Genomic DNA, 12,449 nt, shown 5'->3' with positions numbered 1-12,449 from the left:
CGCGCTCGACCCGATGGAATGCCGCGGTGCAGCAACAACCGGCTGCCTGCCCTGTTGTGGACCTGCGTCCCAACTTGCCCCGGAGGCGGCCCATGCCGGATTGGAATGCGGTTCTCGGGCTCGAGGCCTACGATGTGGCGCGCCTGGACGGCGCCGACGAGGTCGGTGCCGTCCAGGCGGCCGTCGACGTCATGTGCCGCCGGAGCCCCGACCTGTCGCTGCGCGAGGCGGCGAAGCTGATCGCGCAGGCCCTGAACGAGCGCGAGACCGGTCATTGAGCGGCCAGCCTGCCCGGGCCCGGGGCCTGAGGGGCCGTTCGGGAATGGACCGAAGCGCCGGAACGCCGCTTCACGGATTGCGCTGAACGCGCTTCCTCATGGAACCGATCTGGTGCCGCCGGTCTTGCGCCATTCCACGCCCTCCGGGGGAGAGGGGCCGCACCAGCGTCCATGTCCAGGTGCGATCAATAACATATCTTTTCTTATGGTCGCCCTGCTGCTATAGTAAATCCCAGGGGCAGGACGACCTCCTGTTTTCAGTCTGTTTTGCGCTATGGTAGCTTTTCCAGTACGCCCCGGAGCCTTTCACCGGGAGGAAGTCGCCGACGCTTGGCGACCAAGTCATCGGAGGGCGATCGGGCAGACGCTGGTTCAGCCACCATTGTTGTCCTGCTTCGATCCGGCCGTAGGTGACGGCTTGACTGTTTCGTCGGCAGAACTCGATCAGGCGTAGCCATTTCTCCTGGGCGGCTCCCCTTTGTTCCGGGAGCGCAGCCCTTCGATGCGCGCGAATGGAATCTCTGTTCCACGGAGACGTGAATGGCGACGAGCTGGCCCACCGGGTCCGTCACTTCGCGCCCGGACGACCCGATCGCGAACCGCGCACCAAGGCTCCGTTGGAGACCAGGCGCGGAGTCGGCCGCGCGTGTCTCGGGAGACGTGCTTGCCTGCGTCATGGGCGGAATGAACATCGTGAGGCCGCTGGGGCTGGCAGGCATCTCCTGCGTCGCGGTCGCGCGGCCGGACAGTCCGACCGTGTCGTCCCGCTTCACGCGTGCGGCCCTGCTCTGTGAAGACGCCGCCGAGGATGCGGACAGGCTGGTCGAGGCGCTCCTGCGGTTCGGTTCCGCGCTGCCCGAGCATCCCGTCCTCTTCTATGAGGAGGACCTGCAGATGGTCCTGGTGTCGCGGTACCGGGACCGGCTGGCTCAGGCGTTCCGCTTCGTGATCGCCAACCGTTCCCTGATCGAGGATCTCGTGGACAAGGCGCGGTTCCAGGACCTTGCCGCGCGCCTGGATCTTCCCGTTCCGAAGGCGTTCCGGGTGGATCCGGCGGCAGGCCCGGCGCCGACGGACCTGAACCTGCACTTCCCCCTGATCGTCAAGCCGCTCACGCGCCGGGCGTCGTGGCAGGCGGTCGGGGGGCCGTACAAGGCGCTCGGCATCGCCTCGCGGCACATGCTTCTGGAGATGTGGCCGCGCTTCGCGGCAGCGGGAGAGGAACTCCTGATCCAGGAGATGATCCCCGGCCCCGAGACCGGCATCGAGAGCTATCACGTCTACGTGGATGAAGCGGGAGAGGTCGTCGGGGACTTCACCGGACGCAAGCTGCGCACCCGGCCCGCCGCTTTCGGACACAGCACCGCGCTGACCACCACGGACGCCCCGGACGTGGAGGCGCTGGGCCGTTCGCTGGTGCGCAGGCTCGGCCTGCGCGGCGTAGCGAAGTTCGACTTCAAGCGCGGACCGGACGGTCGGCTCCACCTGCTGGAGGTGAACCCCCGCTTCACGCTCTGGCATCATGTCGGGGCCGTCGCGGGCATGAACCTTCCGGCCCTGGTCTATGCCGACCTCGTCGGGCTGCCGCGTCCGCCCATGAGCCGCGCTCGAGCCGGCGTCAACTGGTGCCACGTGCTGAACGACTTCTCGGCGGCCAGGGCCAGCGGCATGTCGGTTCCGAAATGGCTGGCTTGGGCATGGCGCTGCGAGGCGAAATCGGCTGTGACCTGGGACGACCCGATGCCCGTCCTGCGGACCCTCTGGTTTCGATGCTTTCCTCTGCGGCCTGCGCCAGCCGGGCGGAGCGCACGTTGAGGATCGCGATCCTTTCCGACATCCACGCCAACCTCGATGCGCTTCGCGCCGTTCTCGCAGCGATCGCCGGGGAGGGGGTGGACCGCATCGTCTGCCTCGGAGACATCGTCGGGATCAACGCGCAGCCCGCGGAATGCGTGGCGCTCATCCAGGCCTGCGGGGCGGTCTGCGTGGCCGGCAACCACGACAGGGCCGTCGCGGGGCAGCTTTCGACGCGGGAGTTCGACGCGACCTCGGCACGCTCGATCTCCTGGACGCGCCGGCGTCTCGACCGCGGCGCCCTCGAGTTCCTGGCCGGTCTGCCGACGGAGCGCGTGGTGGAGGGCCGTCTTGTCGCAGTGCACGGCGCGCTGCACCCGGAGACCGGGCGCGAGACCGTGAGGCTGGACAACGACGGGCGGCGGCTGGCGAGCTTCCACGCCCTTGTGCGGCACCCGTCTGGAGCGCGCATCTGCGCCTTCGGGCACACGCACCACGTCGCCGTGTTCGAGTTCAGCAACGGGCTGGTCCGGGCCTGTCCCGGCGACGAGGTCCAGCTCCGCGGCGATGCCTTCTACCTCGTCAATCCCGGTACCGTGGGGCGGCCGCGCTCGGCGGAGCTGCGGGCGACGTGCCTGGTCCTGGACACGGGGCTGAACACTGTGAGGGTGCTGCGTGCGGAGTACGATGCGGCCAGGGCCTTCGATAGAACCAGGCAGGCAGGCCTTGCGCCGCGGCTGTCTTTCCTTCCCGCACCGGTGCGCGCGTCGCTGCGGCGGGGCGCCCTGGCCCTTGGTGTCTACGATCTCCTCAAGACGCTCTGAAGGAGGGCACAAGTCGGGCATGAGCCCGGGTGAAGGGAGTCCGGCGTGTTTTCGTTACCGGATGGCTTCGGCACCATGTTTTCATCCACGCCCGGGGCGCTCCCAGCGCGTCCAGGCGGCGGAGCGTTCGATTCCGAGGACCGATCCCGCCCCAAGGGAGGCGTGAGGACGGTCACGTTCGCATCTCCTCGGGATCTGGAGGATGTCCGGCCGACGGCCCCGACCCTCCGGGGCGAGCCGCCATGACCCGCGATCACGCGTTCGGCGCCCGGCATTGGGCCCCAGGCGGCCGGGGCCTCGTCTCGCGGCTGGCGAGGAGCGTGATCCGGCTCGGTGTCCGCGGAACCTTCGAGAACGCCGCAGCACTCGTCGAGGACGCGCTTTTCGACAGCATGTTCGGCATCGAGACCTCGGCCCCCGTCGGTCTGGCCGGCCTCAGGATCTCCAGCCCCAACAAGCTTCTGGGCGTCTCATACGTGCCGACGCGCGCGCGGGCCTTCCGGAAGCTGATGGACAGGCTGGACCTTCCGCAGGGGCGGGTCTTCGTCGATTTCGGGTGCGGCAAGGGTCGGACGCTCGTCATGGCCGCCGGCTATCGCTTCCGCAGGGTCGTCGGCGTGGAGTTCGCGCCTGAGCTGTGCGCCATCTGCAGGCGCAACATCGCCGCATTCCAGGCCCGCGGCCATGCGGAAGCCGCATTCGAGATCGTGGAGGGCGACGCCGCATCCTATCGGGTGCGGGCGGACGAGGACGTCTTCTTCTTCTTCAATCCCTTCCGCGGGCCGGTCATGGAATCCGTGCTGCGGAACATCGCGCTTTCACTGGAGGAGCGGCCCCGCCGCGTGTGGCTCATCGTCAACAACCCCGCGGACCTGGAGGCGACGTTCCGGTCCCGGGGCTGGCTGACGCGGATCGGCGAATACGCTTATGGAAGCTCGATCTTCCGGATCTACTCGAACGAGCGCGCCGGTCCTCTCTTCAAGCCGTAGGCGGACGCCTGCCAGGTTGGCGCGGAAGGCAGCGCCCGGGCAGGGTTCGAGCTAGAAGCGGATCAGGCCGATCTTCGCTCGGCTCCGCTTGGCCTCGGGCTTGGCGCCCGCGATGGCGCGGACGATCCGTTCCATGGTCGCATCCTCCGCCCCCGGCGCGATCGTGGCGACGACGGCGCTGACCGCCAGCAGCGGGAAGCGACGCTGCGCGCCGTCGCGGTCGCGGGCCTCGAACCAGCCGCGCTCGCGCGCCTCGGCGTCGTAGAGGCTCTCGGCGTCCGAACGGAAGCGGTCGAGCAGCTCGGCGACCTGGGCCAGCACCAGGCCCTCCTCCATGCCACTCGCCGCCAGGAAGAAGTCGTCGCCCCCGATATGGCCGGCGAAGCCGCCGAGGCCCACGGCCGCCACGCGGAGTCGTTCGGCGAACATCAGGATCGCGCGGTCGCCCTGGCGGAAGCCGAAGCTGTCGTTGAACGGCTTGAAGTTGTCGAAGTCGAAATAGACCAGCACGTGCGGGCGCTCGCGGTCGTCCAGGACGCTGCGTATATGCGCCTCGATCAGGTTGTTGCCGGGCAGCCGCGTCAGGGGGTTCTGGTCGGTCGCCAGCGCGATGCGCCGCTCGTGCATCAGGCGCACCAGCGAATGGGCGCTCAGGAAGCCGACATACTCGCCGCCCTCGACGACGATGATGCCGTCTGAGACCGGCGTCTCGGAGAAGCTCTCGACGACGCGCTCGAGCGGCGTGTCGATGTCGCAGATCGGGCAGGGGACGACCACCGCCTCGAGCGTATTCGAGCGCGTCTTGTTGCGGAGCAGGTCGGGGCCGAAGGGCGCATAGATGAAGCGCTTGAGGTCGCGCTCGCGGATCACGCCCTGGGCGACGCCGTTGCGGTCCACCACCGGGACCACAGGCGGTGCGTCGAGGCTGCCGAAATACTCCAGCAGCGCCGCCTTCGGCTCGTCGATGCGCAGGGGCTCGAGGCGCTCCAGCAGCTCGGACAGGCGCTGGCGGGCGGGCGGAGTCTGACGCCTGTCCTCGCGGTTCAGGGCCTCGACGAGCGCCGAGGCGGTCGGCAGCGTCTCGCTCAGCCGCTCGGGGCGGCCGATCAGGTAGCCCTGCGCGAAGTCGCATCCGATGTCGCGGCAGGTATGGAACTCGGCCGCGGTCTCGATGCCCTCGGCAATCGTGGTGATGCCCAGCGCATGGGCGTAGCCGACGAGATAGCTGACGATGGCGCGCTTGCGCAGGTCGCGCTCGATGCCGTCCACGAAGTACCGGTCGATCTTCACGTAGTCCGGACGCGCCTCGTAGAGCATGCGCAGCCCGGCGAAGCCGACGCCGAAATCGTCCAGGGCGACGCCGATTCCGGCCCGGCGATATTCGGCCGCGGTCTTCTCGAGGCAGACGCCTTCCGCCAGGGTGTCGCGCTCGGAGATCTCCAGGGCCATCTGGATGCCGCGGGCCCTGGCGGCGCGGGCGGTGTCGGTCAGCAGGCCGGTCGTTCCCACCAGCCGCGCACCGACGTTCAGGAACAGCTTGAACGTGCCGGCGCCGGGAACTTCGGCGAAGGCGTCGATGGCCCGGCGGTGCAGCAGTGTCTCCACCTCGGGCAGGATGCCGCGGCCGAACGCTGTCTCGAACACGGCGAGGGGGCTGTCGAACTGCTGGGGATCCCAGCCGCGCAGCAGTGCCTCGTAGCCGATGATGCGGCCCGTGCGCATCTGCAGGACGGGCTGAAAGGCGTGGAAGAGACCGGCGGTCAGGTTCCGCGCGGCGAGCCAGCGGGCCGCCGCGGGCGTGCCCGACGCGCCGGCCTCGGACTGCGTCGGGCGCGAAGCATGGACCATCTGCATCATGACGCCGCTCCCGGATGGCTCGGCCGGGCGCAGGGCCAGGCACGGTCCGGAGTCCTAGCAAGAATTTTTTTCAACTTTGTGACGCATCGGCGTGAATCGGCGCCTTCCGGTTCTCCTGCGCCGACGCCGTGCCAAATTGTCGTGGTGCGGGGTGGCCGGACGGGCCCGTTGCTGTACTTTGGATCGGGAACCTGCCGCGAGCGGATGGGAAGGGAGCGATCTTGGGTGCCAAGGGGGCCTCGTTGATGGAGCCGGGTTTCCTCACTGGCGGCGGCGAGATGGGGGCGCGGATGCGCGCCCATGACTGGACGGGCTCACCCCTTGGCGATCCCGGCGGATGGCCGCTGTCGCTGCGCACCGCGGTCGGCCTCATGATCAATTCCAGGCACCCCATGTTCATCGCCTGGGGACCCGAACTCGCCTTTCTGTACAACGACGGCTATGTGCCGATCTTCGGGGCGAAGCATCCCGGGGCGCTCGGTCTGCCGTTCCACGAGATCTGGGCGGAGATCTGGGAGGATATCCGCCCGCTGGTCGAGCGCGCGCTGGCCGGCGAGCCGACCTGGTCGGACGACCTGCACCTGGTGATGGAGCGGAACGGCTACCCGGAGGACACCTGGTACACCTTCTCCTACTCGCCGATTCGCGACGAGAGCGGCGCCATCGGCGGCATGTTCTGCGCATGCCAGGAGACGACCTCCCGCGTACTGGCGGAACGGCGGGACGCCTTTCTCCTCCGGCTCGAGGACAGGCTCCGCGGGCTGGCCGACCCGGAGGAGATCGAGGCCGTCGCGGCCGAGGCGCTGGGCCGCAGCCTCGCCGCCAGCGGCGTGCACTACGCCGCGATCGACGGGGCCTCCCGCAGCGTGCGGGTGGTCTGCGAGTGGATCGAGGACCGGTCCGAGGGACGGTTGTCGCCCGGGAACAGCGGCACCGGCTTCGCGACGGGCCTGCGCAACATCCTCGACAACCTGCGCACGGGCCGTCCCGTTCTACGGACCGAAGGGCCTGGCGGCGCCCAGAGCGCGCTCGACGTCCCGCTGATCAAAGAGGGGCGCCTGCTCGGAGCCCTGTCCGTCACGCATGCCGGGCAGAGGCATTGGAACGGAGCCGAGATCCGCCTCGTCGAGGCCGTTGCCGAGCGGACCTGGGCTGCGGTCGAGCGTGCCCGGGCGGAGGCGCAGGCCCGCGAGAGCGAGGCCCGCTTCCGCAACATGGCGGATCACGCACCCATGATGATGTGGGTCACGGAACCGGACGGATCGTGCAGCTATCTGAACCGCGGCTGGTACGAATTCACCGGGCAGGCGGAGGCGGAGGCGCTCGGCTTCGGCTGGCTGGAGGCAACCCATCCCGACGATCGTGCGGAAGCCGAGCGCATCTTCCGCGACGCCAACATTACCCAGCGGCCGTTCCGCCTTGAATACCGCCTGCGCGGCAGCGACGGCGCCTACCGCTGGGCGATCGACGCCGCGGCCCCGCGGTTCGGACCCGACGGCACGTTCCTTGGCTATGTCGGCTCAGTCATCGACATCGACGAGCGGCGCGAGGCGGAGGCCCGGCTGCAGGCCCTGACCAACGTGGTCCCGGCCTTCGTCTGGTTCGCGACTCCGGATGGCCAGCTCCATTACCTGAACGAGCGCTGGTATGCCTACACCGGCCAGAGACCCGACGATGCTCTGCCGGACGGCTGGGCGAAGGCGCTGCATCCCGACGATGCCGAGCGTACCCAGGGCATCTGGTCGGAGGCGCGAAGGCGCGGCGTCACCTACGAGGTCGAATGCCGATACCGGCGGCACGACGGCGAGCACCGGTGGTATGTCGCGCGCGCCGAGCCATTCCGGGATGCCGGCGGGAGCATCACCGCCTGGTTCGGAACCTCGATCGACATCCACGACCGCAAGATGGCCGAAGCGGCCCTGGCGGAGAGCCAGGAGCGTCTCGACCTTGCCGTGCGTGCCCATGGCATCGGGATCATCGACTGGTCGGTTCCGACCGGCCGCATCGTCTGGTCCGAGCAGGCGGAGCGCCTGTTCGGCCTGGAACCCGGCAGCTTCGGCGGCGACATCGCCTCCTGGGCCAGGCAGGTGCTGCCGGAGGACCTGCCCGCCATGCAGCTGCGCATGGCCGAGGCCATAGCGCGGCAGGACGAGCATCTCGACTTCGCGTTCCGGATCCGCCGCCGCGACGGCGAGATCCGCCATATCGAGGGTTCGTCCTTCTTCCTCTACGATTCGGAGGGCAGGGCGCAACGCATGGTCGGCACGAATGTCGACGTCACTGAACGCCGGCGCGCGGAGGAGCACCAGCGCGTCCTGATGAACGAGATCGATCATCGAGCCCGGAACCTCCTCGCCGTCGTCCAGTCGATCGTGAGGCAGACTCGGGCCGAGGGGGCCGAGGACTTCCGGCGGGCGGTGCTCGGCCGCCTGCAGATGCTGGCCCGCACCCATACCCTGCTCGCGGAGGGGCAATGGTCGGCGGCCCTCCTCCAGGACGTGGTCTCCGATGCACTCGATGCGCTCGGCCCCGGCGACAAGACCCGCATCGTCCTTTCCGGCCCCGAGGTGCCCCTGACGCCCAAGGCCGCCCAGGCCATCGCCCTGGTCATGCATGAGCTCGTCACGAACGCGGCGAAGCATGGCGCGCTGTCCACGTCGGAGGGGCGGATCGAAGTCTCGTGGAGCCTTGCGACGGAACCAGCCCGGATGCTGACCCTGGACTGGTGCGAAGCGGGAGGGCCGCGCGTGGAGCCGCCGAAGCGCCGCGGCTTCGGAACGAAGCTGATCGAGCTCAGCCTCGCCGCCGAGGTCGGGGGCGGAGCGGAGCTGGACTTTCGGCCCGAGGGGCTCCGGTGCCGGATCCAGCTACCGCTCGATGACCGCGCCTCGGCGGAGGCGCCCCGCCGATCCGCTTCGGGCGGGTGACCGGCCTGGACCGCGTCAGGCGCCGGGCCCGTGCGCGGGATCGTCGGCAACCGAAGGATCGTCGCGCCCGTTCATCGGCCATTAACTCGCAGAAACATAAAAAGGTATGTGGTTGGCGGCGTGATCCCAGAGTGCAGATGGACGGGAATATTAAAAAGGCGGAGCGGTACTGGAACAGGATTCGCGGGGACATGGCGGTGCCGCGCCGTGCGAGCCTGGATCCTCTCGATATCCCGGAGCTTCTGTCCTTCACGATCCTAGTGGATGTCCTCTCCGACCCCTTGGACTTCCGGTACCGCCTGGTGGGAACGGAGATGGAGTTCCTCTCCTCGGTCCGGCTGACGGGGCGGAAATTCTCCGAGATCCCTCACATTGAGAGGCGCGGCAAGCTCTGGGGCGATCATGAGACGGTCATCCGCACGCGAGCGCCGGTCGTCGGGACCGTCATGTATGGAGGCCCCGACAAGCATGTCAGGGCTGTCTGCCACGGCCTGTTTCCCCTCTCGACCACCGGAGAGGTCGTGGACAAGATCTGGTGCGTCGGCGAGGTGACCAGGGCCGGACTTCACGAGCGTGCGCAGGGGACCGGATTCTTCGGCGGGGTCTCGGTCGGCCCCGCCTTCGCGCCAAGAGGCCTCGACCGCGGCGCGTAGGCGACTGGGCGCCGCGTCGTCGGCTCATCGCTTCGGCGACGCGATCCTGCGGCGGTCCAGCTCCCCCATGAGGATCGCCTCCTTCAGGCTCAGCAACGGCGTCAGGTCCGCCGCCCGGCAGCTCGCGACCTGCTCCCGGGCGAGGTCGAGAGCCATCAACAGGTCCCTGTCGTCCAGGGTCCGGGCGGCGTCACGCAGGATGTTCTCCGGTGCCGTCATGGCGCATCCGTCGCTTGGTCGGCCGGGACTCTACCAATCGGGGCATTCGTATACCAGCGGCGACATGTCTCACTGAAGTGCGGGTAATATCCTGTCGGCGGCCCAGGCGATCTTGCCGCCGGCGATGGTTCCGGCGACGGTGGGAAGCGCCGCGCCGGCCCCGTCCGGGCGCTGCGACCGGCCGTCCTCGACCAGGACGATGTCCGCCCGCCACCCCGCCGCCAGGACCCCTCGGTCTCCGAGGCCGGCAGCCAGCGCCGGCCCCGACGACACCAGCCCCCAGGCCGCGCCGAGCGGCGCCGCGCCATCGCGCACCAGGGCGAAGGCGGCCTGAAGCAGCGAGGGATAGTAGTAGTCGGAGGTCAGGACGTCACAGAGGCCGAGCGCCACCGCCTCCCGTGCCGAGAGGCGTTCGGCATGGCTGCCGCCGCGCACGATGTTGGGTGCGCCCAGGATGATCGCATCGCCGTGCTCGCGCGCCGCGCGGGCGGTCGCGACGTCGACCGGGAACTCGCAGAGGCGGCAGCCGAGCGTGCGGTACCATTGCCTCATTTCGGGCGTTTCGTCGTCGTGCGAGGCCATGGGCACCGCGCCGGCGCGCGCCGCGGCAGCAAGATGGCGTACGGCCTTGGGAACGGCATCCCGCCGGCTCCGCACCCGGGCCAGGAGATCCGTGAACTCCTGCGCCGACAGGCCGGTTCGACCGAGATATGTGGTAAGGCTGCTGCCCTTGCGGATCTTGGCCGCGATCATGTCGACGTGGTCGTTGAAGGCCAGAAGGTCGACGCGGCCGGCCTCGATCCAGGACGCGACCCGGACCACCGCGTCGAGGTGGAAGGTCTCGAACCGCAGGTGCAGGCGCGTGTCGCAGGCGAGCATCGGCCGGGCACGCTGGAGGGCGGTCATGAAGTCCTCGGCAGCCTCGTCGCCGCGCAGACCGGGCTCCCATGACAGGGTCAGTCCGTGGAAGGCCGTCGTGATGCCGTTGGCGACGAGCTGCCGGTCGGTGTCGAGCAGCGCAAGCCCATGGTCGAAATGGACACCCGGCCGCGGCATCAGCTGCCGCTCGAAGGCGTCGCCGTGGAGATCGACGATGCCTGGGAGCACGAGCAGGCCGGACGCGTCCAGGATGCGGTCCGCCGCGGCCGACCCGGCCGGGCCGAGAATGCGGATGGCGGAGCGGTCGAAGAACACCGAGCAGTCCTGGAGCGCGCCGTCCTCGGTTAGGACTCGGCCGCCGCGGATTTCCGTCAGCACGGGAATGAACCTCTCAGGGCAGGAGATCACATGAGCCGCCGCCGGATCAGGGCGCTGCCCTGCTCGACGAGGACGACCAGGAGGAAGACGGCGAGGATGATGGTCGCCGCCAGATCGTAGGAGAAGAGGTCCATCGCGACCTTCAGCTCGATCCCGATCCCGCCGGCGCCGACAAGCCCGAGCACGACGGAGGAGCGGGTCGCCTTCTCCAGGTTGAACAGCGCCGTGTTCACGAAGGACGGCAGCGAGGCCGGGACCACGGCGCAGAAGACGATGCCCAGCCGCCCCGCGCCGAGGGCCCGGAGCGCCTCCTGGGGGCCCTTGTCGGCCTCCTCCATGGCCTCGGCGAAGAAGCGGCCGCAGAAGCCGACCGCGTCGACCATGATGGCGAGCGTTCCCGCAAAGGGGCCGAGGCCGACGGCGACGACGAACAGCAGCGCCCAGACCAGGTCCGGGACGGTCCGGAACACCGAGATCAGGCCCCGGGCGGCGAGATAGACCAGCGGGTGGGGGCTGTGGCTGCGCGTGGCGGCGATGGCGAGAGGGACGCTCAGAGCGACGCCCAGCACCGTTCCGACCAGCGCCATCTGGAAGGTTTCGAGCAGCGCCTGCCCGATGAAGGGCAACCGCGAGAGATCGAGCGGCCACATGCGCTCCAGGATGCGGCCGATGCTGGGGATGCCCTCGACGAGGTGCGTCAGCGACAGGCCGACGCCGTCGATGGCGGCCGCGAGCACGGCAAGCGCGGCGACCGCCGCGGCGAAGGCGCCGGGGCCGGGCCGCTCGAATCGGGGCGGGGCGGGGTGGCGGGGAACGGTCGGGGCTGCCGGTGCGACGGTGCTCATGGGGCCCTCAGGCGTAGAAGCCGCGGAGATCGGCCGCGTCGATCGCGTTCGCCGGAGCGTCCAGCGCGATCTTGCCTGCCCGCAGGGCGACCAGCCGGTCCGCATAGGCCAGGGCGTGATGGAGATTGTGGGAGGTGTAGAGCAGCGTCGTGCGCTGCCGGCGCATGAGGTCGACGAACAGCTCCATCACCTCCTCGCCGGCGGCAGGGTCGAGGCTCGCCACCGGCTCGTCGGCGATCACGAAGTCGGGCCGCTGCATCAGCGCCCGCGCGATGGCGACGCGCTGCGACTGGCCGCCGGAAAGGCTGTCGACGCGCTGGCGCGCCACATGGCACAGCCCGACCCGCTCCAGGCAGTGCATGGCCTCCTCGCGGACGGACGCGTGGGCAAGCCCCTGCAGCCAGACGCGCGGGCCGGCGCGGCGCGCCTGCGCGCCGTGGATCACGTTGGTCAGGGCGGACAGGCGCGGCACCAGGTTGTGCCGCTGGAAGACGAAGCCGACACGGGCCCGCAGCCGCCGGAGGCCGGCCGCGCGCAGCGCCATGACGTCCTGGTCCAGCAGGCTGAGGGATCCGGCCTCGGGCTCCACCAGCCGCAGGCAGCAGCGCAGCAGCGTGGACTTTCCGGCGCCGTTGGGCCCGATAAGGGCCACCGCCTGTCCGCGCCGGACGTGGAGATCCACGCCGTCGAGGATCCTGCGGCCGCCCAGGGACTTGGCAAGCCCCTTGGCCGCGAGGTCGACGGTCGCCGGTTCGCAGGCCACCGCCACTGGGATGTCGCGGCGCTCCGCCGCTGCCGCGCTCACC

General features: G+C 69.6%; 11 protein-coding genes. 6 read left to right on the top strand and 5 right to left on the bottom strand.

Features of this window, described 5'->3' with window-relative positions; all coding sequences use genetic code 11:
• Positions 1-92 precede the first annotated feature (92 nt).
• The 4 genes from JUB13_RS22080 to JUB13_RS22065 all read left to right on the top strand — a co-directional run bounded on the left by JUB13_RS22080 (position 93) and on the right by JUB13_RS22065 (position 3,885).
• Positions 93-278: a hypothetical protein gene (locus JUB13_RS22080; RefSeq protein ID WP_207482706.1), complete on the top strand. Its 186-nt coding sequence runs from the start codon at positions 93-95 to the stop codon at positions 276-278.
• Between the two features lie 684 nt (positions 279-962).
• Complete coding sequence (locus JUB13_RS22075; RefSeq protein ID WP_236025132.1) at positions 963-2,093, top strand: carboxylate--amine ligase; 1,131 nt, start codon at positions 963-965, stop codon at positions 2,091-2,093.
• On the top strand, positions 2,090-2,896 hold the full coding sequence (locus tag JUB13_RS22070) for a metallophosphoesterase family protein (RefSeq protein WP_207482702.1): 807 nt from the start codon (positions 2,090-2,092) through the stop codon (positions 2,894-2,896). The genes JUB13_RS22075 and JUB13_RS22070 overlap by 4 nt, the downstream gene beginning before the upstream one ends.
• Before the next feature lie 242 nt (positions 2,897-3,138).
• The gene (locus JUB13_RS22065) at positions 3,139-3,885 is read left to right on the top strand and encodes a class I SAM-dependent methyltransferase (RefSeq protein ID WP_207482700.1); all 747 of its coding nucleotides are present in this window, start codon (positions 3,139-3,141) and stop codon (positions 3,883-3,885) included.
• A 51-nt stretch (positions 3,886-3,936) separates the two neighbouring features.
• Here JUB13_RS22065 and JUB13_RS22060 read toward each other — a convergent pair whose 3' ends face one another.
• Complete coding sequence (locus tag JUB13_RS22060; RefSeq protein ID WP_207482698.1) at positions 3,937-5,742, bottom strand: GGDEF domain-containing protein; 1,806 nt, start codon at positions 5,740-5,742, stop codon at positions 3,937-3,939.
• Between the two features lie 221 nt (positions 5,743-5,963).
• On the opposite strand from JUB13_RS22060, the gene JUB13_RS22055 reads away from it, so the two are divergent.
• Both JUB13_RS22055 and JUB13_RS22050 read left to right on the top strand, forming a co-directional pair.
• Complete coding sequence (locus tag JUB13_RS22055) at positions 5,964-8,669, top strand: PAS domain S-box protein (RefSeq protein ID WP_207482696.1); 2,706 nt, start codon at positions 5,964-5,966, stop codon at positions 8,667-8,669.
• Between the two features lie 137 nt (positions 8,670-8,806).
• On the top strand, positions 8,807-9,322 hold the full coding sequence (locus JUB13_RS22050) for a PAS domain-containing protein (protein WP_268914401.1): 516 nt from the start codon (positions 8,807-8,809) through the stop codon (positions 9,320-9,322).
• Between the two features lie 24 nt (positions 9,323-9,346).
• Here the strand turns inward: JUB13_RS22050 and JUB13_RS22045 are convergent, their stop codons facing one another.
• The 4 genes from JUB13_RS22045 to JUB13_RS22030 all read right to left on the bottom strand — a co-directional run bounded on the left by JUB13_RS22045 (position 9,347) and on the right by JUB13_RS22030 (position 12,448).
• A complete protein-coding gene (locus JUB13_RS22045) occupies positions 9,347-9,541 on the bottom strand; it encodes a hypothetical protein (protein ID WP_207482692.1) in 195 nt (64 codons plus the stop codon).
• A gap of 69 nt (positions 9,542-9,610) precedes the next feature.
• Positions 9,611-10,798 (bottom strand): alpha-D-ribose 1-methylphosphonate 5-triphosphate diphosphatase, encoded by a 1,188-nt coding sequence (locus JUB13_RS22040; RefSeq protein ID WP_207482690.1) that lies wholly within the window; start codon positions 10,796-10,798, stop codon positions 9,611-9,613.
• A 26-nt stretch (positions 10,799-10,824) separates the two neighbouring features.
• Positions 10,825-11,643 carry a phosphonate ABC transporter, permease protein PhnE gene (gene phnE / locus JUB13_RS22035; RefSeq protein ID WP_207482688.1) on the bottom strand — a complete coding sequence of 273 codons (819 nt, stop codon included), beginning with the start codon at positions 11,641-11,643 and terminating at the stop codon, positions 10,825-10,827.
• Between the two features lie 7 nt (positions 11,644-11,650).
• Positions 11,651-12,448, bottom strand: a complete 798-nt coding sequence (locus JUB13_RS22030; protein WP_207482686.1) for a phosphonate ABC transporter ATP-binding protein — start codon at positions 12,446-12,448, stop codon at positions 11,651-11,653.
• Position 12,449 lies beyond the last annotated feature (1 nt).

Source organism: Arenibaculum pallidiluteum (assembly GCF_017355985.1).
Classification (GTDB): Bacteria; Pseudomonadota; Alphaproteobacteria; order Azospirillales; family Azospirillaceae; genus Arenibaculum; species Arenibaculum pallidiluteum.
The sequence above is the reverse complement of the archived record's forward strand: the minus strand, read 5'-3'. Positions and strand labels throughout refer to the sequence as shown.